Origin of the sequence: Shewanella vesiculosa, assembly GCF_009994065.1 — a bacterium.
GTDB lineage: Bacteria > Pseudomonadota > Gammaproteobacteria > Enterobacterales > Shewanellaceae > Shewanella > Shewanella vesiculosa.
On sequence record NZ_JAACSD010000010.1, the window covers coordinates 26,040 to 48,218 of the forward strand.

Sequence of the window (22,179 nt, forward strand, 5' to 3'; positions counted from 1 at the left end):
ACAATTAAGTACCGACATGTACCAAATGGATAGTATAAAAATGAAAAGAGTCGTGATCACCGGAATGGGTGTTGTTTCAAGTATCGGCAATAACAAGCAAGAAGTGACTGAGTCATTGAAAGCGGGTCGTAGCGGTATTACTCACTCGGCACAGTTTGAAGAAATGCAATTACGCAGCAAAGTTTGGGGCGACATTAAAATGAACCCAGCTGATCATATCGATCGTAAAGCGTTTCGCTTTATGGGCGATGCTGCTGCATATGCTTACATAGCTATGCAGGAAGCGATTGCTGATGCTAATTTAACAGAAGAACAGTATTCTAATTTCCGTGTCGGTCTGATTGCTGGTACGGGTGGCGCATCGTCAAAAAACCAAGTTCAGGCCGCTGATACGCTGCGTGAAAAAGGCGTTAAGCGTGTAGGACCTTATATAGTACCTCGTATTATGTCTAGTACCGCAAGTGCTTGCTTGGCGACACCGTTTAAAATTAAAGGTATGAGCTATTCAATTAGTTCAGCTTGTGCCACTTCGGCCCATTGTATTGGCCATGCTGTTGAACTTATCCAGATGGGTAAGCAAGATATGGTGTTTGCTGGTGGTGCTGAAGAAGTTGATTGGACATTAACCATGGGCTTTGACGCTATGGGTGCGTTATCAACTAAATACAATGATACCCCTGAAAAAGCGTCTCGTACTTATGATGCTGACCGTGATGGTTTTGTTATTTCTGGCGGCGGCGGGATTGTTGTTGTTGAAGAATTAGAGCATGCATTAGCACGTGGTGCGAAGATTTATGCTGAAATTATTGGCTATGGTGCAACATCTGATGGCTATGACATGGTTGCTCCGTCTGGCGAAGGTGCGGTGCGTTGTATGCAGATGGCATTAGCCGATGTAGATACGCCGGTTGATTATATCAATACTCATGGTACTTCTACTCCAGTAGGTGACATGCGTGAACTTGAAGCGTTACGCGAAGTATTTGGTGAAAAAATGCCAGCTATCGCGTCAACCAAGTCTTTGACTGGTCACGCTTTAGGTGCTGCGGGTGTTCATGAAGCGATTTACAGCATGATCATGATGGAAGACAGTTTCATTGCGCCAAGCATCAACATCGATAATCTTGATGAAAAAGCGACTGGCATGCCTGTGGTTCGTGAAATGCGTAACACTGAGTTGAACACCATTATGAGCAACAGCTTTGGTTTTGGTGGCACTAACGCAACATTAGTGATGCGTAAATATAAAGCATAATGCGTTGTTAGTGGTTTAAGCCGCGAATGATGTTAAAGCCAGCTTGGGTAACCTTGCTGGCTTTTTTGTTGCCTTTTGCCTAGAGAAAAAAAGATAACAAGCGAACGCTGCGGCTAAATGCCTAAATGCCTAGATGCTAGGTCGCTTTGCGGCTAGATGCTATAAAAGCGAAAGCGATTTAAGCGTATATCGTAGATATTTGTCGGTTATTTCTGATTGTAACTGCTTAGCTTTTATAGCCGCGAAGCGAACTAGCAGGACGAAGTCCGCTCTAGTATCTAGGTTTAGTCAGCGATAATATTCAGCGCTATTTCCAATGACGAGCTGGGTGAATTTGGTATAAGATACTGGCCATAAAAAAACGCGATGCCATGTCGTTAAACTCGCAGTGAATAAGATACCCAAATGAAAATAATTGCCGATGAAAACATGCCTTATGTTGATGCCTTATTTGGCTACTTAGGCAAGATAGAATATGTAAACGGCCGAACCTTGACCCCTAAACAAGTCGAAGATGCTGATGTGTTACTGGTGCGTTCGGTGACGAAAGTGAATGCTGCATTAATTAACAATGCACATAAACTTAAATTTGTCGGCAGTGCGACCATTGGTACCGATCATGTTGATGTTGAGTATCTTTCGACACGCAATATTTACTTCACTAACGCCCCTGGTTGTAACGCCACAGCAGTCGGTGAGTATGCTTTTATTGCCATGTTGGAATTAGCTCAGCGTTTTGGTGAGTCTTTAGCCGGTAAAGTGGTGGGGATTGTCGGGGCTGGTAATACCGGCACTGCAGCCGCGAAGTGTATGCAAGCTTATGGGCTAAAAGTGTTGTTGTGTGACCCCATTAAAGCCTTGCAAGGTGATACCCGTGAGTTTGTGTCACTTGATACGATTATTGAGCAGGCCGATATTATCAGTTTGCATGTACCTATCACCAAAGAAGGTGAGCACAAAACCTGGTACTTGTTTGATGAGGCTCGACTGAATAAGTTAAAGCCCAATACTTGGTTACTAAATTGCTGTCGAGGTGAGGTGATTGATAACCGAGCGTTGATCAAATTTAAACTGCAACGCGATGATGTCAAACTGGTGCTTGATGTGTGGGAAGGTGAACCTAACCCAATGGCCGAATTAGTTGCCTTGGCAGAGTTTGCTACGCCGCATATTGCTGGTTATAGCCTTGAAGGCAAAGCTCGCGGTACGTTTATGTTGTATCAAAAGTGGTGTGAGTTACTTGATTTTCCAGTAAAGAAATCATTGGAGAGTTTATTACCGGCGTTCCAATTTAACCAAATTGTTAGCCAAGGCGATTTAACTGAAGGCCAATTGCTGAAATTGTCGCGTTTGGTCTATGATTTACGTGATGATGATTTTAACTTTAGGGGGTGTTTTTCAACCGCGACAGGTTTTGATCTAATGCGTAAAAATCACACTTATCGTCGTGAATATAGTGCTATCTCGTTAACGCAATCTGTAGACTATTTATCTGCTGGTTCGATAAACCCATCGATGTTGAATGCTTTAGGTTTTAATTGATAAGCTAATGTGAATATTGCCGACAAGCGCACAGATTAAGGCTAAAAAACAGTAATTTTAGCCAGTTGAGAAAAAATCACTTCAAAGTCGGCTTTTTTAGTACATTAACCCTAGTAAAGCACAACTAAACTAAGGTAGATTGATTGTTCAAACTGGAAAATATGGAGTCGGGCGTTAATTATGTCTCAAGAATTTAATGTAGTCGTTTTAGGTGCATCGGGCGCAGTGGGTCAAACTATGATTGAGATCCTCGAGCAGCGTAATTTTCCGGTTGCTAAGTTGTTTCCATTAGCGAGCAGTCGCAGTGCTGGCGAAACGGTCAGTTTTCACGGTAAACAAGTTGAAATTCTTGACGTAGAAACGTTTGATTGGACCCAAGCACAAATTGGTTTCTTTTCTGCTGGTGGCGATGTTTCGGCTAAATGGGCGCCTATTGCAGGTGAAGCAGGTTGTGTCGTTATCGATAATACTTCACATTTTAGATATGACGTTGATGTGCCATTGGTCGTGCCTGAAGTTAATCCAGAAGCGATTGCTGATTTTCGAAATCGCAATATTATCGCCAATCCTAATTGTTCAACCATCCAAATGTTAGTGGCGCTTAAGCCTATTTATGATGCGTTTGGCATTTCACGTATTAACGTGGCGACTTATCAGTCTGTATCGGGTACCGGTAAAAAGGCGATTGATGAGTTAGCGGGTCAATCAGCTAAATTACTGCAAGGTTTGCCTTCAGAGCCGTCGGTTTATCCAAAGCAAATTGCGTTTAACGTATTGCCGCAAATCGATGTGTTCATGGAAAACGGCTACACCAAAGAAGAAATGAAAATGGTGTGGGAAACGCAGAAAATTTTTGGTGACGATGAAATTGTCGTTAATCCAACGGCTGTGCGCGTGCCTGTTTTTTATGGTCACTCAGAAGCTATCCACATTGAAACTCGTCAACCTGTTGATGCCGAAGATGTTAAAGCCGTATTACGTAACGCACCTGGCGTAGAATTATTTGATGATGATAGCGAATATCCAACAGCTGTCACTGAAGCCGCTGGTAACGATCCTGTTTACGTTGGTCGTGTTCGTAAAGATATTTCTCATTCTCACGGTATAAATTTATGGGTTACTGCCGATAATATTCGTAAGGGTGCAGCATTAAACAGTGTGCAAATCGCCGAGATTTTGATTAGAGATTATTACTAGTCACGTTTTTATGATCAGTAATGACTTAATCAGTTACGCGATTTAGTTTAAAAAGCCTGCAATGCGCAGGCTTTTTTCGTTTTACTGATCCCAATAGTAGCAGGTGTGGTAAATCTAGTTTATAGTCGTAAACATATCATTTTTAACATCAATAACATTGAAATTGCCTGCGAAATTGGCTCATCATGGATGTGATCAGATATAGTTAACGACCATAATACTAACGATAAAAATTGCCTAAAGCCTGTTGCCAAGTCGGTAACTCAATAGCGCTAAATGGGAAGGATGGGATGACTTTGCGTACTTCATATATTGTAGGTTTGATCGCCTGCACAGCCGTTGGCTTAACCAGTGTACAAATTATTGAGTCGGCACAAGCTGAAACGCTCAAAATTACTGGTCCCAATGGCGAGGTTAAACAACCAGCCAAACGCCAATATGGTCCGACGACGTCAAGAGATACCTTTTGGAGTATTGCGCAAAAAGTCAGACCCAGTGACAAGGTTAGTGTTTATCAAGTGATGGCGGCGTTATTTGATGCTAATCCGCACGCATTTAGCGGTAATAATTACAATACACTAGAGCGAGGAATGATATTACTGATTCCTTCTGCCGATGAGATAGCCGCTATTCCCAATGATGTCGCTAAACGCCGCGCAGAGCAAGATGACAGCCGCATGAGTAGACAAACTCAGCCCCGTCCCGCCAGCAAACCGGTGCAATCTCCTAAAGTGGATATTGCCAAAAAACCTACAGCAACAAAACCACTGCAAATAGCCCCACAACCCCCTGCTGTTGAGGTTCAAACCAAAGCGATTAACCAAGCGAATGTTGTTGAAGTGAGTGAGCTAAACAGCTCGCTAGATAAAGCGAATGCAAAAACATTAATGCTTACCGATGAGCTAGCGCGCTCACAAGATGAGTTAATGGTCAGTAACAATGACAATCAAGCGTTGAAAAATAAAATTGAACAAATGTCATTAAACATTTCGTCGCTTGAAGAAGATTTACAGCTATTACGCGAAAAATTTGATGCCCTAAGTTTAGAAAATAAAAAACTCGTAGACCAAGGCGAGAATGCTGCCCCCGTTATTGAGGAGCCGACTGACTTTTGGCGCAGCTTAATGGACAACACTATGTTGCTGATCTTGGCTGCATCGGTGCCGCTTTTGGCGATATTTGGGCTTATATTTTGGTTACTCAGTCGCCGGAGTAAGAAGTCTCAGCTTTCTGAAGCAAATACAGAAACTCAAGCCGAGAAAGCGCTCGATCCAACACAAGCCGCTGACGACTCTGACGATATAGTGGTTCATTTAGATACCGATGATGAAGAGTCGATTGATGATTTATTGGATTTAGATAGCGTTGATTTACAGCCTGAAGTCCAAATGAGCGGTGATGCTGAGATGGACATGGCTTCAGATATGTTCATTGATGAAAAAGTGCCTGAAGATGAGGGCACTTCTTTAGACGATTTATGGGCTGAAGCCATGGATGATCAAGATTCTGATCTGCCACCGCTTGAAGATGACGATGATCTAGACAGTCTGCTTGCTGGGTTAGATGATGATCCTGATCAATCCCTAGATTCTAACGCGTCAGAGGATGATATAAACAGCTTATTAGCTGAGCTAGATGCTGACGACATTGTAAATAATGACACTGATGCTTTAGATGCAGCTGCCGAAGATGATATTGATTCGTTATTAGCTGAATTTGATATGCCAGCAGAGTCGGTTGCTGCAGCTGCTGCTGTAAAACCTCAGCAATCAACTGCCGAAGATGACATTGACTCTTTATTGGCTGAATTTGATATGCCGGCTGAGTCTGATGAAGCTGATAAACCCATTATGGCGGATAGCGCCGAAGATGATATTGATTCGTTATTGGCCGAATTTGATCTGCCAGCTGAGTCTGATGCTGCACCTGCAGCAAGTAAACCCGAAGCGGCCACAGCCGAAGATGATATCGATTCGTTATTGGCTGAATTTGATCTGCCAGCTGAGTCTGATGCTGCGCCTGCAGAGAGTAAACCCGAAGCGGCCACAGCCGAAGATGATATTGATTCATTGTTAGCTGAATTTGATATGCCGGCTGAGTCTGATGCTGCGCCTGCACAGAGTAAACCCGAAGCGGCCACCGCTGAAGATGATATCGATTCATTATTAGCTGATTTTGACATGCCTGCCGAGTCTGGTGATACGCCTGCTGAATCGGATGAGACTATATCTGCAGATGATTACTCACCTGCTGATGACACTTTATCCACTGATGACACCAATACTGAAGATAATGCTGACGAGCTGCTTGCTGGCTTATCTGCCACAAAAGATGAGAGTGATCAAGACGGTTCGCAAGATAGCGGCGATAACCGTGCTGAAGCAGACGAATTGGCACCTCTTACCAGCGATTCAGTTGACAATGATGATGACATTGCCGCGTTAATTGCTGCTGAGTTACAAGACGATGCAGATGACCAGGATGAACAGAGCAGCGATGAAGATATTGATTCATTATTGGCGAGCTTAAATGAACCGGTTATTGATTCTACATTTGCCGAAGAAGATGATGATTTAGCGGCGCAAATTGCTGCAGAATTAACTGATGAAGATATCACTGATGCTAATGACGATAATGAAACCAGTGATGATGACATCGATGCATTGTTAGCTAGCCTTAATGACCCGGTTATTGAGTCTGATACTACTGATAAGGACAACGCTGCGCTACAAGCACAAATTGCCGCTGAGTTAGAGGATGATACCGCTGCTGAAGAACTAGTCGCCGATGATGAATCTATCGATGATGATATTAATGCTCTATTGGCCAGCTTTGAAGAGAAAGCAACCGACGATTCACCTTCTGCCACTGATGCTGATAGTTCGACATCTGTCGAAGAGGCTCTTGAAGATAATGAATTATTTGACGAGTTTGACCAATATCTTACTGAAACTGAAACTGAAACCGACTTAGCTTCAACAGACGATGATATTGAAGACAACCAAGCTCCTGCGGCAGCAGAACCCAAAGTTGATACTGCAGTCGACAGCGAAGAGGAAGATAACAGCTGGTTGGAGGCTGAACTTGAGGCGGCATTAGCATCAAGTAGCGCGACTGACAGCGATGTTGATAGTGATACCGAGGTTGAGCCAGAGCCTGCTACTAAAATAGCGGCAGAGACAGATGATGATGGTCTTGAGGCATTGTTGGCTCAAATGGACGATGACGATACGCCGCCATCGGTCGCGCAAAATAAGGCCAATAAAGATTCTGGTTTCTTTAATGATCTTAAATCGAGCAAACCTAAACCTGAGTTATTAGATTGGGAAAGTGATTTACTTAATGCGGTTGAGTCAGCGGCTGATGAAAGAGAAGTCGATGAGCCACAGGTAAGTGATGATGATTTATTGGCAGCATTTTCACAGTCATTAAAAGATGATGACAATGATGATGACTATAGCTCTGAAGACGATTATATCCTTAGCGATAACAACTTAACGGTTGATGAAGCATTAGCGGCACTTGACGAAAAAGAACGTAGCAAATCTTCAGCATATAAAGCCAGTGATGATGACTTAATGCGTTTTGAACGTGAAAACGGCTACATTGATATTGATAAATTGTTGAACGATGCGGATGAAGATGACGATAAAACAGATCAATATAAAGACGTTAGTGTTGATATGGGCTCTGTAAACTCGTTAATCGGCAATCCAGATATGGTTGATGTTGATGATGAAGAAAACTCTGTTAATGCCAAACTTGATTTAGCCAGGGCATACATTGAAATTGAAGATCAAGACAGTGCTCGAGCATTATTAAAAGAAGTGCAAATCGACGGTAATGAACGTCAACAATTAGAAGCTAAGAATTTAATTAACAGTTTCAGTTAACCCACTAAATGAGGTCTCATAGGCTTAAAATACAGGCTTATGTTGACCATATAAAAGCAAACGGCGCAGATACATGCGCCGTTTTTTTGTGATAAACTGCGCGCCATTATTGAGTAGAGGATATAGGCATGCGGGTCGCGTTAGGTGTTGAGTATGATGGTAGTGGGTTTTGTGGGTGGCAGCGCCAACTCGATGTCGATTCAGTGCAAGCCCAGATTGAGAAAGCGTTAAGTTATGTGGCTAATGAGCCTATAACCGTATCGTGTGCTGGACGAACTGACACCGGAGTACATGGTACTGGGCAAGTGGTGCATTTTGACACCAATGTGCAACGTCCAATGACGGCGTGGACACAAGGCGTTAATGCTAATTTACCCAACAGTGTAGCGGTGAGATGGGCAAAAGAAGTTGATGACAGTTTTCATGCCAGATACAGTGCATTGGCCAGACGCTATCGTTATGTTATTTATAATCATAAGCTACGCCCTGGTATTCTCAGTGCCGGAGTGAGTCATTATCACGGCGATATTGATGAAAAATTGATGCATCAAGCTGCGCAACTTTTTGTTGGTGAACACGATTTTACCAGTTTTAGAGCGCTGCATTGTCAATCTAAAACCCCATTTCGTAATGTGCATCAAGTCAATGTGACTCGCCAAGGCATGTACATCATGGTCGATATTCAAGCTAATGCATTTTTACATCACATGGTGCGTAATATTGTGGGTTCATTATTGCAAATCGGTTTAGGCAATCAACCTATTGAGTGGATCTCTGAACTGTTGGCTCTGAAAAATCGCAAGCAAGCTGCTGCGACGGCTAAACCTAATGGATTGTATTTAGTCGATGTGACTTACCCAGAGCAATATCAGCTGCCTAAGTTGTCTCTCGGGCCATTGTTTATGCTCGACTAAAGTGATGTTGGTCATTTTTGAGTTGTTAAACCCAGAGTATATTACTGCAACACCTGCTAAGGTTTGCATACGTTAAATGGTATTGAATTATGTCAATCGCGTCTGAAATTACTGTTCCTAATCAACAATCAAGCTTAAATCAATGGCTGGATTATTTACTGGCTATTCATCCTAGTGAAATTGATATGGGATTAACTCGAGTGAGCGCTGTTGCTAGGCGTCTTGAGGTGATTGATTTGGCTCCTGCTAAAGTGATTACTGTAGCCGGTACCAATGGCAAAGGCACCACCTGCGCCATGCTGGCGTCGATTTTACGCCAAGCTGATTTGTCGGTGGGTGTTTACAGCTCACCGCATTTACTGCACTACAATGAACGAGTACAGATTAATCAGCAAGACGCCAGTGATGCCTCTCTTATTGAAGCCTTTTGTGCCATTGAGGCCGCTCGTGGTGATATTTCATTAACCTTTTTTGAATATGCTACCTTAGCCGGTTTATATTTATTTAAAGCTGCTAAAGTCGATGTGATTATTCTGGAAGTGGGCTTAGGGGGCAGGTTAGATGCCACCAATATGATTGATTCCACCGCCACGATCATTACCTCTATTGACCTTGATCATCAAGAATATTTAGGGGATACCCGTGAACTGGTTGGCAGAGAAAAAGCCGGTGTGTTTCGCCCCGATTGCCTGGCCATTGTTGGTGAACCCGATTTGCCTATGAGCGTCACTGAATATGCGCATCAAATTGGGACTACACTTTATCGTGTTGGTCATGAGTTTGATTACCATAAAGACCAGAGCCATTCAGACCAATGGCACTTTACATCAATGCAGCAAACATATTCAGGGCTGAGTGTACCAAAGCTACCACTGGCCAATGCGGCGAGTGTTGTAGCCTTGCTAAGCCATATTTGGCCGCACATTAGTCAGCAGCAGATTAACCAAGGTTTGCAGCAAGCTCAACTCGCTGGACGATTAGAGCAAGTCAGTGAGCAACCTTTAGTACTCTTAGATGTGGCACATAACCCCCATGCGGCCAGATATTTAGCCCAGCAATTGCAGGCGTATCAAGGTCGTCGTATTGTAGCCTTGTGTGGCATGCTTAAAGATAAAGATATTACGTCAGTATTAGCGACATTAGCCGAGCAAATTAGTCACTGGAACTTCGTCAGTTTAGATATTCCACGTGGCGCATCAGCGCAAACTCTGCGTCAAGCATTGCCTAATGATGCTTGCCGTGACCGTGCCAGTGAGTTTGTTGATATCAGCAGTGCATGGCACGCGATCCAAACGACAGTGAAAGCCGATGATGTGGTCATTGTATTTGGCTCTTTTTATACTGTCGCAGGGTTTAAATTGTTATAAACACTATTTGTTTAAGACGTCGTTTTTAGAAATCATCATAAACGTCATTTGGTTAAAGAAGGGAATTAGCTTTGAATCGTCAATTTCAAAATCGTTTGGTAGGAACCATAGTACTCGTGGCCTTGGGAGTGATTTTTTTACCTGATTTATTAGACGGTAAAAAAGCTCAGGTTGTTGAGGAATTCACTGAAATTCCTTTACGACCAGCTAGATTAACAGCTCCAAATCGCCCTAATTCTGCTGAAAAAGTAGAAGAGTTCCAAGTATTAACGATTGCAGAACCACAAGACCTTAGCAACGATATTGTGGCATTAGGTGAAGAGGAAGCAACCAAAGAACCGGCTAAAGAAGTGGCTCAAGTAGTTGAAAAGCCTGCTGTGGTTAAAACGGTCAAAAAACCTCAAGTCCAGGTAGCGAATAAAACCTCTGCACCGATCACCGCAGGCTTTACGCTGCAGTTAGGCGGTTTTAATAATATTACTAATGTAAAAGCGTTGATTATTCAACTGCGTAAAGCTGGATTTACGGCTTACACACTGCCTAAAACGCCTGTCGAGGGAAAACTCACCCGAGTGTTCGTTGGCCCTGAAGTATCAGAAGATAAACTTAAAGCTCGTCAGCAACCTATATTCAAATTAACCGGATTAAAAGGCAAAATCGTTGCCTATAATCCACAAGAACAATAACCTATTCAGACGGTATTTTGCTTGGGTGATTAATATTTACAATTTGATTGTTCTTAATCACGCAAGAATAATTTGTACAATCAGAGGTGAGAAACATCTCTGTCTCTGTTAGAATCCCGCCGTCTTGAACCCTATACCGGATCCCCATCTTCATGGTTTGGATTGATTACGCAATTATTATCGTCATCGGGTTATCAACTGTAATCAGTTTGATCCGCGGATTTGCCAAAGAAGCCATGTCTCTTGTGGTTTGGTTTGCTGCATTCTTTATCGCTAGCCAGTTTTACCTCGATCTTGCTGCTCATTTAACCCAAATGCAGGACGAGTTAGTCAGAAACGGTGTGGCGATTGCTATTCTTTTTATCATTACCCTGATCTTAGGGGCACTCGTTAATTATTTACTCGGCCAGCTAGTGGCCAAAACAGGCTTATCGGGCACAGACCGAGTGTTAGGCCTGTGTTTTGGTGCCATTCGTGGCGCGTTGATCGTTAGTGCTTTACTGTTTTTCATGGATGCGTTTACAGCATTTCCAGATTCTAAATGGTGGCACGATTCTGTACTTGTACCTGAATTTGGTGTGGTTATTCAGTGGTTTTTTAACTATCTGGAAAACACGTCAAGCTTTGTACCCCAAATATAAACATAAAACACTTTACAGTGAGGAACCTTACCCATGTGTGGTATCGTCGGAATAGTAGGAAAATCAACAGTTAATCAGACCATTTATGATGCGCTAACTGTGCTTCAACATCGTGGTCAAGACGCAGCAGGTATTGTGACTGTTGACATGAATGCGTTTCGTTTACGTAAAGCAAACGGCTTAGTCAAAGATGTGTTTGAGCCTAAACATATGCAGCGTTTACAAGGCAATGCCGGTATTGGACATGTTCGTTATCCTACTGCTGGTAGCTCGAGTGCATCAGAAGCTCAACCGTTTTATGTTAACTCGCCATTTGGTATTTCGTTAGCACATAACGGTAACTTGACTAATACGATTGAACTGGCTGAAAGCCTAGTGACAAAGCGTCGTCATGTTAATACTACTTCTGACTCCGAAATCTTGTTAAACCTGTTAGCCGATGAGTTACAAGAAACGCGCAGTTTAACCTTAAGTGCTGATGAAGTGTTTGATGCTGTTGCCAAAGTGCATGCGCAAACCCGCGGTGCTTATGCTGTAGTGGCCATGATCATCGGTCAAGGTTTAGTTGCATTTCGTGACCCATTTGGTATCCGTCCATTGGTACTTGGTAAACATGAAACGCCTACCGGCACTGAATATATGGTTGCTTCAGAAAGTGTTGCTTTAGACGCTGTTGGCTTTGAAGTGATGCGTGACGTGGCACCTGGCGAAGCTATTTATATTTCACTTGATGGGCAATTATTTACCCGTCAATGTGCTGCAGACCCAAGCTATGCTCCGTGTATTTTTGAATTCGTGTATTTTGCACGTCCTGATTCGAGCATTGATAAAGTGTCTGTTTATGCTAGCCGTGTAAACATGGGTGCCAAGTTGGGCGAAAAGATTAAGAAAGAATGGGAAGATCATGACATTGATGTGGTTATTCCTATTCCTGAAACCTCGTGTGATATCGCCTTAGAAATTGCCCGTTGCATGGATCTACCGTATCGCCAAGGTTTTGTTAAAAACCGCTATATTGGTCGTACGTTTATCATGCCTGGTCAGCAAGAACGTAAAAAATCAGTTCGTCGTAAATTGAATGCGATTAACACTGAATTTAAAGGCAAAAACGTACTATTAGTTGATGACTCAATAGTACGTGGTACTACGTCTGAGCAGATCATTGAAATGGCGCGTGAAGCTGGAGCAAAGAAAGTGTACTTTGCATCAGCAGCTCCTGAAATTCGTTTCCCTAATGTCTATGGTATCGATATGCCGACCTCAAATGAGCTTATTGCTCATGGTCGTGATGCTGACGAAATTGCTAAAATCATTGGTGCCGATGGCATTATTTTCCAAGACTTAAGCGACTTAATTGAAGCCGTAAGAATGGAAAATCCAGAGATTAAGCGTTTTGAAACATCAGTGTTTGATGGTCATTACATTACTAATGACGTTGACCAAGCTTACTTGGATCATTTAACACAATTACGTAATGATGATGCCAAAGCTAACCGCTCAAAAGACATTGGAACTAACTTAGAAATGCACAACGAGTGTCATCCATAAGCTAGCCAGGTTTTCATAGCCATAAAAAACCAGCATGAAAATGCTGGTTTTTTTATGTCCGCTTTAAACACTCGGTATTACTTGATAACAGGCGATAACAGGCGATAACAAGATAGATATCTCGATACCAGGTCGATTCGCGGCTAGAGGCTATAAAAGCGATAAAGAACGATAGTAAGTGATAACCTGAGAGTATACGCATCGGATTTAAGGGATCGCTTTCAAATACGGTCATCCAGCAATATTGTCTACACCTTCTATCAGACATTATTACTACACCTTCAATCAGATAGCGATTGCTATCACCGCAACCAGATATGATTATTACAGCATCAATCCGATAGCGATTACTTTCATCGTCAGACGAATATGTCTGCTATACCTTCAATCAGATATAGATGGCTTTAATCGTCAAATGAATATATTTTCTACACTTTCAATCAGATAGCGATTACTTTTATCGTCAACCAGATATGATTCCTTTTACCGTCATCCCGGTAATGCTTTTGAGCCGGGATCCAGCGTCTAAAATAGGGCCGTACACTCGGAGGTCGACGTCCGTTCTTCACGCTCGACTTGTACTTTAATTGCTAGATAATTTGGCAACGCCTGTGATGCTTTTTGCGGATTCGACAGGGTTATTTTTTGATAGTGAGTCAGCACTTTGTGTAAATATCGTATAGCAATATTGCGCTCGTGGTCATTGTTACATTGCCAAAGTTTATCGCCCACAGCTCTAATGTTAGTGGTAGAACTATCACTATCACTTTCTATTCGCGACGATGGACTGTCACGCCTCACATAGATAATTTCATAAAAGCGGCGATTTTCTTCAATCAGTTTTTCATCAATTAAACGGCAATCAAGTTCAATGAGTTGGTGGCGAAGTTCGTACTGGTGATGGACCGGACACAAGATAAAATCAATTTGACGGTTAGGGTGCAATTGGCAAAGCGTATTCACTAACTCGATCATCAAATCTCCGCCAATACCAGCAATGATCACTAATGGGGTTTGCTCGTCTTGCTCCAGAGGTATCGCTGACACATCGACACAATGTACTTGCCATTGATTGGCAGTTTGGAGTGGGTAAAAAAGTTCAAGCTTAGCGGTTAACTGCTGCATTAATGCCGGCACAATATCGACAAAATGGATCATGTTTGCTGCATGCCTATCGAGTAATGCCGCACCAAGAAATCCATGGTCGCAACAACAATCCCAAATATGGCTATAACCCATGGGGATCATACTGTTGATTTGTGCTAAACGCTGGCCGAGTTTCATCTGTTCATCGTATTTGGGATTTAAGCTGCGTATTGTAATATTTTGACGATATAAGTGGTGAATTATTTCGTATTTGCAGCTTGGCGTATTTAGCGCTAATCTATACTGTAAATTTATACAGTTAAGCGGTGCAATCGAGTTTTATCTAATTGAACTTTAGCGCCCTAATAATGGATTATGATTCTATATATTGCTGAAAAACCCAGTCTCGGCCGTGCTATTGCCGATGTTCTGCCAAAACCACATAAAAAAGGTGATGGCTTTATCACTGCCGCCAATGGTGATTGCGTGTCATGGTGTATTGGCCATTTATTGGAGCAAGCCGAACCTGATGCTTACGATGATGCATTTAAATCATGGAAGCTAGAACATTTGCCCATAGTGCCACAAACGTGGAAGCTCATGCCTAAAACCAAAACTCGCAGTCAACTTACTGTGTTGCGTAAACTGGTTAAGCAAGCCTCAGCAATCATTAATGCTGGCGATCCAGACCGTGAAGGGCAGTTGCTGGTGGATGAAGTGATTGCTTATTTAGGCGTCAAGGGTGACAAGCTCAATCAAGTTCAGCGACTATTAATTAGTGATTTAAATCCACAAGCAGTCAAACGTGCGTTAGGGCAGTTACGCAGTAACCGTGAGTTTATTCCTTTATCCACTTCTGCATTAGCCCGCAGCCGCGCTGATTGGCTATATGGCATGAACATGACTCGTGCTTATACCATTCAAGGGCGCAAAGTGGGTTACCAAGGCGTGTTGTCTGTTGGCCGAGTGCAAACGCCTTTGCTTGGTTTAGTGGTGCGCCGCGATGATGAGATTGCCAATTTCAAGCCAAAGTCTTTTTATGAAGTGCTGGCCCATCTGGTTACCGATCAGCAACAAACCTTTACCGCCAAATGGCAACCGAGTGAAGCATGCCAACCATACATGGATGAAGATGGCAGAGTGTTAGCCAAAGGCTTAGCTGAAAATGTCGTTGCTCGTATTAATGGTAAACCAGCGCAAGTGACTAAAATTGAAGCCAAAGATAAGCGCCAAAATCCACCATTACCCTATAGCTTATCAGCATTGCAAATAGACGCGGCTAAACGTTTTGGCCTCTCGGCAAAAGAGGTACTTGATACTTGCCAAAGTTTGTATGAGCGCCATAAATTAATTACCTATCCGCGTTCAGACAGTCGCTATTTACCTAAAGAGCAACATGCTTTGGCACCAAAAGTATTGGACGCGGTACTCAAAGGTGCTGCTGCATTAGTTGATGGTTGTGAGGCACCAAATGCCAAGCTTAAGTCTAAAGCTTGGGATGACAGTAAAGTCGATGCTCACCATGCCATTATACCCACAGAGAAAGTTGCTAATTTGTCATCGTTATCCAGTAACGAAGCCAAGTTATATCAACACGTTGCGAGGCAATATTTAGCCCAGTTTTATCCAGCTTATATGTATGCTGAAACCGCTGTGGAAGTGACTATTGCTGGAGGTTTGTTTACCACTAAAGCGCGTCAAGACAAAAGCTTAGGCTGGAAACAACTGTATAAGCGGGCGACCACAGTAAATCAAGCGAGTTCTGATTCTAGTTCAACTAGCAGCGATGACGATAACGACGACACGGTACAATCATTACCGCCGCTGGTTAAAGGGCAAATACTCCAATGTGAGCGTGGTGAATTACTAGAAAAAATGACTCAAGCGCCCAAGCATTTTACCGACGCGACATTATTAGGCGCGATGACTGGCATTAGCCGTTATGTGACAAACAGCGATATTAAGAAAATTCTTAAAGAAACTGATGGCTTAGGCACTGAAGCGACTCGTGCTGGGATTATTGAATTACTGTTTAAGCGCGGTTATTTAGTTCGCCAAGGTAAATCAATACTGGCCACACCTGTGGGTGTTGGTTTGATCCGCAGTTTACCTGAATCTGCAACCACACCAGACATGACCGCATTATGGGAAAACAGCCTCGATGCCATCAGTCAAAAAAGGCTTAAGTATGATGCGTTTATGCAGCCATTACTCAGCCAATTAGATAACCTAATTACCCAAGCATCGAGTCAATTACCTTCTGCATTACAAGGTGTTGCCAGCAGTGCACCAAAGCGCAGTTTTAAAAAGCCATATAAAAAGAAAACTAAAGCGAAAAGTTAACAGGGTGGCAAGCGATGAAAATCGTTAAGAGGGATGATAACAGGCAAACTTACCCAGGCTAGTCGCCTTGGCCAGACTAGGTTGGTGACGACATGGTTTAAAACAGTCAGGTGTCAAAGAAAGATTATTGCCAGTAACCTATTCACATCTTCTCAAAAGTAGAGGAGCAAGCTTGAGTAGGCAAAATACAAGTTTGAGGAGCAATAAACACGATACAGCAAGGTGATGCTAACCAGGCTGATTTTATGTTTTATGAAATCTGGCCGAGCCGTGAATTATGCCAAGTCTATGCAGACTTAGTATTAAGCTGATTATGTAGCAATGGCAGAGGATGCGATAATTGAATCTACGCTACATGAAATGGCCGTTTTCGTGAATAATCGTCAGTGTGATCAACTGAAGTGATTTTAATCGCAAAGTAGAACCAAAATGTTCTACTTTTTTTGTCGATTTTTTTAAGACTCCTGTGAGACACTCAGAAGATAAACTCTGGTGAAGAATCAGTATTAATAGACAGGGATAAGCGCCACAATGGAAATTCGGTTTACTCAGCTGCAATGCCGTTCGTCTAGTGTCACCATGAACATTGAAGATTGGCTCATTGAATCACAACAATCTTGGGGCGTGTTTAGTACCGAAGGTGATTTAGGCGCCATATTGGGCCAGTTATTGACTCAGCAAGCACAAGATAACGCTTTGGCCTATTCTGGCATACTATCGGGTGTTGACTACTCGCAGGTCGCTTTGGTGTCACTGCATGAACAGCAGCTGTTACTCGAACAGATTCTTGAGCAAGATGACAGCGAGGCTTTAGGCTACATCGACCCTAATACTAGCGTTTATGGGGTGATCTTTACCCAATGTGATGATCACGCACTGACAAAGCGCTTATTAGAGCAGCTGGATCTCACTCGGTTAAGCGATAGCCAGTTTACTCAGCTTTCTACCGGTGAAAGTCGCCGAGTCATGCTGGCCCGTGCTGTGGCAACCCAAGTACCATTTTTAGTCCTCGACGAACCTTATGCAGGGCTTGATGTGGGCCATCGACAAGCGTTAAGTCAATATTTACAGTTGTTATCGCAAACGGTACAAATGCTGGTGGTCGTGTCACGTGAAGAGGATATGCCTGACTGGATTGAGCATGTTGCGATATTTAATCATGGCGCGTTAGACAGCATAATGACTAAGACTGAGTGGGATAATCATCCGCTGATTAGTCAACTTACGGCGCAATCAGGCCAACAAAGTGAAGATATGTTGGCGCTTATTCGTCGTCACAGACATAAGCCCTTATTCGCAAATCCGGTCTTTCAGTTACACAATGGCCGAGTAGCTTACAGTGACAAAGTGATTTTCTCTGGGGTTAATTGGCGCATCGATAATGGCGTACATTGGCAAGTTAAAGGCCCAAATGGTTGTGGTAAAAGTACTTTGCTAGGGCTTATTTTTGGCGATCATCCACAATGTTACAGTAACGACATTGATATTTTTGGTAAAAAAAGAGGCTCAGGCGAGAGTATTTGGGAGATAAAAAAGCATATCGGCATGGTGTCATCAGCGTTGCATTTACAGTATCGGGTTAATTGCAGTGCCTTAGATGTGATTGTATCGGGCTTTTATGACTCGATTGGTTTGTATCAACAACCGACAGCACAACAGTTAGCTATCGCATCCGAATGGTTAGCCATTTTACACATGGGTCAGTTGAGTAAAACGGCCTTTAGACAATTAGAATATGGCCAGCAACGCTTGTTGCTCATTGCTCGCGCTATTGTGAAGCAGCCAACGTTATTGATCCTTGACGAGCCTTACCAAGGCTTAGATTACCGAGGCCGAAGATTGATTAAAAATGCCCTTGAACTCATCGCTAAAGAGCACTTGAGCCAATTGTTGTATGTGTCACATTATCAAGAAGATAGCCTTGATAGTATTCAGCACTTTATTGAGTTTGTCGCCGACGAACATCAAGGCGGCTATCGTGCTGTGGTAACTGAAAGCTAATCATTGCATGGCTATTGTTTAAGGCTATGACGCTTATCTAAACAGCTAACATTTGTTGGCTGTTTTTCTTCGTCTGCTTAATGGCAAAATTCACTCGATAACCTTGCCATCCTGGCACTGTATGCGGCAGCTAAAGTCAGTAAGCGGATTGAAAATCTGAATGACTTTATATCCGCAGTAAATAGCATCTTTGGGCGGCTTGGTCGAATAGCCTAATCGAACTTTAGTTAGTGATAAACCTTGAAAACCTCATGTTTTGGCACCATAACCGTCTTATAGTGTATTTACTCAATTTTTTTAATATTGTTTTGTTGTTTTATATTGTTCGTATCAAGTCTATTGAGCCAGATTGTAGGTTAATCGATAACATTACGACATGTCGTTTCACTGCTAACTCTTTCTCTGAGTGTTTAAAATTAATATGGAGTCTGACATGACCAACGCTATTATTACTGATTTAGAAAAACGTTACACCGCCAAACGTTATGATGCGACTAAGCGCGTATCACAACAAGATTTAGCCGTCATTTATGACGCAATGGTGTTATCACCTTCATCTATTAACTCTCAACCATGGAAATTTATCGTGATTGAAAGTGATCAAGCAAAACAACGCCTACATGACTCTTATGCTAACAAGTTTCAGTTTAACCAACCGCATGCTAAAGCGGCTTCACATACCATATTGTTTGCATATAACCCTAAGTATACCCGTGAAGATTATGCCAAAGTGGTTGATCAAGGCATTATCGATGGCCGTACTAAGCCTGAAGATCGCGAAGCTGCATTTGGTGGATACGCATTTGTTGACTTAAACACTGATGAAGCGGGCAACAATGCGGCATGGACTAAGTCACAAACCTATTTAGCATTAGGTAACACTATGCATGTTTTAGCTCGTCTTGGTATCGATTCTACGCCGATGGAAGGCGTAGACAGTGAGTTGCTAGGTGAAATTTTTGCTGAAGAACTTGGCGGTTATGTGTGTGAAGTTGCATTAGCATTTGGTTATCATCATTCGGATGAAGACTATAACGCTAAGTTACCTAAATCTCGTTTGGCTAAAGAGCAAGTATTACAGGTCGTATAAATAGGCTTTGATATTGATTTTATTCGTTTCAATGTCGAATAAACCTTGGTTAGAAAATATTAACTTTGTAGCGCTTCGCCCACAGAGGATCAACAAGGGGAACACTGCTTGCCCTTGTTGATCACTCCATCAATTCCGCCAAGGTGTTGATCTTCCATATCATAATAACAATCACCTCATAGCCCAGAGAGTACATCTGATGTGAAAAACCTCTGACGCCGTGATGTGTGATAAATTGCATGATGTTACCACAGGGTTCTCATCATGCTATTTCGAACACTTCGGACGGTGACTTTAGGTTTATCGCTTTGTTTTAGTTAATCTTATGCCAGTTTATTTTCATCACACAAACTTGGTTGATTGATGCATTAACGTAAACAATGACCGCGGTTGAGGCTAATAAGCTTATCAAGAATGCGTTCGCCATCCATGCGGATGCCGTTGTGTTCATATTCTGATGTGAGCCAATACTTGAGATTGTTGACTTGCTTAGCGGTTTCTAGGCTGTATTGCATTTCGACAAACATGTCGTTGCTGTAAATAGCGGCTGCTACCGGAACCTTATTATTCGCTAACGTTTCAAGGTCATATAATGCCGGCCAATCTTTCTTAGCCGCGATTAAGTCTGCTGCAGGTTGTAATGGCATTAATGCTTCAAATTGAGCAAACATCCATGGGTAAATCATTTCACCTGTAAACAATAATGGCTTATTCGGACGGTAATTGAATTGTTCAAACTGCGCTCTCACTCGATGGGCCGCCCACGCTGAAGCCTTATGTTGGCAGTAAATAGATTCGTGCAATAAAGCAAAAATAGGATTAGTGCTGTAGTCGAGGAAATGACTAAATTGATGTAAAAATAACGGATTAACATCAATACCGTGGGGTGTTTCGATTAAGGCTTGTTCAAGCAAATAGTAGACCGCTTCTGGCCCTTGTTCCATGCCTAAATTAATCCCTAACAATTGCAACATTTCAACTGTCAGTAATTCGCCTGTGGCTAAGTACACTTTGTTTTGATAAAGGTGGCTGGCTAAGTTATCAACTAAACTGCGGGCATCACTAAAGCGTTTGAAAAAGTCATTGTTTTTGGCGATGACTCGTTGATATGTCGCTTGATATACTTCATCAGCAGGGCGGCTAAGTGAAGGTATGCCGCCAGTAATGTAGGCTTCTTTTAGGCCTTCAGGCGCGGCAGACAAATAATGCAGCACACAAAAGCCACCAAAGCTTTGGCCTAAAATACTCCAAGGCTGGTCTGGGGATAGTTTGGCTCTAATATATTCTGCATCGCGAATAATGTTGTCGGCACGGAAAAAACTTAAATAATCAGCTTGGTCGGTGGCGTTCATATAACTTAAGCTGGTGGCATTGATTGGGCTTGATAATCCGGTGCCCCGCTGGTCGAGCAATAACACTCTATATTCAGTTAACGCACGTTTTATCCAGCCGTTATTGCTGATCGGTCTGACGGCACCAAATCCTGGCCCACCTTGAAAGAATACTAAATAAGGCAGTTTTTTATGTTGGTTTTCAACACTGACAATTTCCCGAGCGAAAACCGTAATCTGTTTACTGGGACTTTGTTGATAATCTAATGGCACCGAGAAAAAGTGCTTACGAGCAACAATGTCTGCTAAGGTGAGTTCTGTGTGCATAAAATGCCTATTGGGTCATGATTAATGGTGATATCAAGCTTATTCAGCCGTAAGTAACGTTATTTTATGAGCCATGTTAATGATTAACAATCACTAACTTGATGCAAATCATCTTAAATAGCTATCTAGATCAAATCTGCCTAGGTAGAATTAACCGATAATTAGCCACTGATTATTAAACAACGAGGTTGTCAATGAAGTATCAAATCATCCCCGTAACGCCTTTTCAGCAAAATTGTAGTGTTATTTGGTGCGAAAAGACCTTGAAGGCTGCGGTAGTTGATCCTGGTGGTAACATTGATAGGATTTTAGCCGAGGTGGCTAAGTTAGGCTTAACGGTTGAAAAAATATTATTAACCCATGGGCATATTGATCATGTTGGTGGGGCGGCGGCATTGGCGAGCGAATTAGCTATTCCGATCATTGGTCCGCACATTGCGGATAAATTTTGGTTAGAAAACTTGGTTAAACAAAGTCAAAACTTTGGGTTTCCGCGTGTAGAAGCTTTTGAGCCAACCCAATACCTTAATGAAGATGATGAGTTAAGTGTTGGTGAGCAACATTTACGAGTTTTGCATTGCCCTGGACACACACCGGGACACATTATTTTTTATAATGCTTTTGCTAATTTAGCCTGGGTGGGCGATGTGCTTTTTCGTGGCTCAATTGGTCGTACCGATTTCCCGCAATCCAATCATCAAGACTTACTTCAATCAATCACCACTAAGTTATGGCCATTAGGTCACAATGTGAGTTTTATTCCTGGTCATGGCCCAATGTCGACGTTTGCAGATGAACGACAACATAACCCTTTTGTTGCGGATCAGTTATTTGATTAACACTTTTCTACACAATTAGGTCGTTGAGGTTATTTATTAATAAGTTGAAACTATTGATTCTTTGCATTGTAAACCCAGTCTGTTAGCTTAAGAGTATGCGTTTACATATGATGGACAGT

15 protein-coding genes are annotated in these 22,179 nt (G+C 42.5%); 13 read left to right on the forward strand and 2 right to left on the reverse strand.

Features of this window, described 5'->3' with window-relative positions:
• Nucleotides 1–40 precede the first annotated feature (40 nt).
• The 9 genes from fabB to purF all read left to right on the forward strand — a co-directional run bounded on the left by fabB (nt 41) and on the right by purF (nt 13,043).
• On the forward strand, nt 41–1,255 hold the full coding sequence (gene fabB / locus GW828_RS11715; protein WP_182723490.1) for a beta-ketoacyl-ACP synthase I: 1,215 nt from the start codon (nt 41–43) through the stop codon (nt 1,253–1,255).
• 405 nt (nt 1,256–1,660) lie between these two features.
• Nucleotides 1,661–2,797 carry a 4-phosphoerythronate dehydrogenase gene (locus tag GW828_RS11720; protein ID WP_273059991.1) on the forward strand — a complete coding sequence of 379 codons (1,137 nt, stop codon included), beginning with the start codon at nt 1,661–1,663 and terminating at the stop codon, nt 2,795–2,797.
• A 180-nt stretch (nt 2,798–2,977) separates the two neighbouring features.
• Complete coding sequence (locus GW828_RS11725) at nt 2,978–3,994, forward strand: aspartate-semialdehyde dehydrogenase (RefSeq protein WP_124016162.1); 1,017 nt, start codon at nt 2,978–2,980, stop codon at nt 3,992–3,994.
• 290 nt (nt 3,995–4,284) lie between these two features.
• Complete coding sequence (locus GW828_RS11730) at nt 4,285–7,887, forward strand: FimV/HubP family polar landmark protein (protein ID WP_273060435.1); 3,603 nt, start codon at nt 4,285–4,287, stop codon at nt 7,885–7,887.
• A 128-nt stretch (nt 7,888–8,015) separates the two neighbouring features.
• Complete coding sequence (truA, locus tag GW828_RS11735) at nt 8,016–8,801, forward strand: tRNA pseudouridine(38-40) synthase TruA (RefSeq protein ID WP_182698500.1); 786 nt, start codon at nt 8,016–8,018, stop codon at nt 8,799–8,801.
• An 89-nt stretch (nt 8,802–8,890) separates the two neighbouring features.
• On the forward strand, nt 8,891–10,168 hold the full coding sequence (gene folC / locus GW828_RS11740; protein ID WP_273059088.1) for a bifunctional tetrahydrofolate synthase/dihydrofolate synthase: 1,278 nt from the start codon (nt 8,891–8,893) through the stop codon (nt 10,166–10,168).
• Nucleotides 10,169–10,239: 71 nt separating this feature from the next.
• Nucleotides 10,240–10,854, forward strand: a complete 615-nt coding sequence (locus GW828_RS11745) for an SPOR domain-containing protein (RefSeq protein WP_124016158.1) — start codon at nt 10,240–10,242, stop codon at nt 10,852–10,854.
• 152 nt (nt 10,855–11,006) lie between these two features.
• Entirely contained in the window at nt 11,007–11,495 is a 489-nt protein-coding gene (locus GW828_RS11750; RefSeq protein ID WP_124016157.1) for a CvpA family protein, read from the forward strand.
• A 33-nt stretch (nt 11,496–11,528) separates the two neighbouring features.
• Nucleotides 11,529–13,043 carry an amidophosphoribosyltransferase gene (purF, locus tag GW828_RS11755; RefSeq protein WP_124016156.1) on the forward strand — a complete coding sequence of 505 codons (1,515 nt, stop codon included), beginning with the start codon at nt 11,529–11,531 and terminating at the stop codon, nt 13,041–13,043.
• Between the two features lie 525 nt (nt 13,044–13,568).
• Here the strand turns inward: purF and GW828_RS11760 are convergent.
• Nucleotides 13,569–14,327: a tRNA (adenine(22)-N(1))-methyltransferase gene (locus tag GW828_RS11760; RefSeq protein ID WP_273059090.1), complete on the reverse strand. Its 759-nt coding sequence runs from the start codon at nt 14,325–14,327 to the stop codon at nt 13,569–13,571.
• A 177-nt stretch (nt 14,328–14,504) separates the two neighbouring features.
• Here GW828_RS11760 and GW828_RS11765 point away from each other — a divergent pair, with 177 nt between their 5' ends.
• The 3 genes from GW828_RS11765 to GW828_RS11775 all read left to right on the forward strand — a co-directional run bounded on the left by GW828_RS11765 (nt 14,505) and on the right by GW828_RS11775 (nt 19,563).
• On the forward strand, nt 14,505–16,472 hold the full coding sequence (locus GW828_RS11765; RefSeq protein ID WP_273059091.1) for a DNA topoisomerase III: 1,968 nt from the start codon (nt 14,505–14,507) through the stop codon (nt 16,470–16,472).
• 531 nt (nt 16,473–17,003) lie between these two features.
• Nucleotides 17,004–18,473 (forward strand): ATP-binding cassette domain-containing protein, encoded by a 1,470-nt coding sequence (locus tag GW828_RS11770; RefSeq protein WP_273059093.1) that lies wholly within the window; start codon nt 17,004–17,006, stop codon nt 18,471–18,473.
• Nucleotides 18,474–18,906: 433 nt separating this feature from the next.
• Entirely contained in the window at nt 18,907–19,563 is a 657-nt protein-coding gene (locus tag GW828_RS11775) for a nitroreductase family protein (RefSeq protein ID WP_182741534.1), read from the forward strand.
• A gap of 368 nt (nt 19,564–19,931) precedes the next feature.
• Here GW828_RS11775 and GW828_RS11780 read toward each other — a convergent pair whose 3' ends face one another.
• A complete protein-coding gene (locus GW828_RS11780; RefSeq protein ID WP_124016150.1) occupies nt 19,932–21,221 on the reverse strand; it encodes an alpha/beta fold hydrolase in 1,290 nt (429 codons plus the stop codon).
• A 194-nt stretch (nt 21,222–21,415) separates the two neighbouring features.
• Between GW828_RS11780 and GW828_RS11785 the strand changes: the two genes are divergently transcribed.
• Nucleotides 21,416–22,060: an MBL fold metallo-hydrolase gene (locus GW828_RS11785; protein ID WP_124016149.1), complete on the forward strand. Its 645-nt coding sequence runs from the start codon at nt 21,416–21,418 to the stop codon at nt 22,058–22,060.
• The last annotated feature ends 119 nt before the right edge of the window (nt 22,061–22,179 follow it).

Bases quoted from the DNA above. Each gene is read 5' to 3' on its own strand.
- GW828_RS11750 (WP_124016157.1), top strand. From the start codon at position 11,007: ATGGTTTGGATTGATTACGCAATTATTATCGTCATCGGGTTATCAACT.
- GW828_RS11725 (WP_124016162.1), top strand. From the start codon at position 2,978: ATGTCTCAAGAATTTAATGTAGTCGTTTTAGGTGCATCGGGCGCAGTG.
- truA (WP_182698500.1), top strand. From the start codon at position 8,016: ATGCGGGTCGCGTTAGGTGTTGAGTATGATGGTAGTGGGTTTTGTGGG.
- GW828_RS11785 (WP_124016149.1), top strand. From the start codon at position 21,416: ATGAAGTATCAAATCATCCCCGTAACGCCTTTTCAGCAAAATTGTAGT.
- GW828_RS11775 (WP_182741534.1), top strand. From the start codon at position 18,907: ATGACCAACGCTATTATTACTGATTTAGAAAAACGTTACACCGCCAAA.
- folC (WP_273059088.1), top strand. From the start codon at position 8,891: ATGTCAATCGCGTCTGAAATTACTGTTCCTAATCAACAATCAAGCTTA.
- GW828_RS11765 (WP_273059091.1), top strand. From the start codon at position 14,505: ATGATTCTATATATTGCTGAAAAACCCAGTCTCGGCCGTGCTATTGCC.
- purF (WP_124016156.1), top strand. From the start codon at position 11,529: ATGTGTGGTATCGTCGGAATAGTAGGAAAATCAACAGTTAATCAGACC.
- fabB (WP_182723490.1), top strand. From the start codon at position 41: ATGAAAAGAGTCGTGATCACCGGAATGGGTGTTGTTTCAAGTATCGGC.
- GW828_RS11720 (WP_273059991.1), top strand. From the start codon at position 1,661: ATGAAAATAATTGCCGATGAAAACATGCCTTATGTTGATGCCTTATTT.
- GW828_RS11770 (WP_273059093.1), top strand. From the start codon at position 17,004: ATGGAAATTCGGTTTACTCAGCTGCAATGCCGTTCGTCTAGTGTCACC.
- GW828_RS11760 (WP_273059090.1), bottom strand. From the start codon at position 14,327: ATGAAACTCGGCCAGCGTTTAGCACAAATCAACAGTATGATCCCCATG.
- GW828_RS11780 (WP_124016150.1), bottom strand. From the start codon at position 21,221: ATGCACACAGAACTCACCTTAGCAGACATTGTTGCTCGTAAGCACTTT.
- GW828_RS11730 (WP_273060435.1), top strand. From the start codon at position 4,285: ATGACTTTGCGTACTTCATATATTGTAGGTTTGATCGCCTGCACAGCC.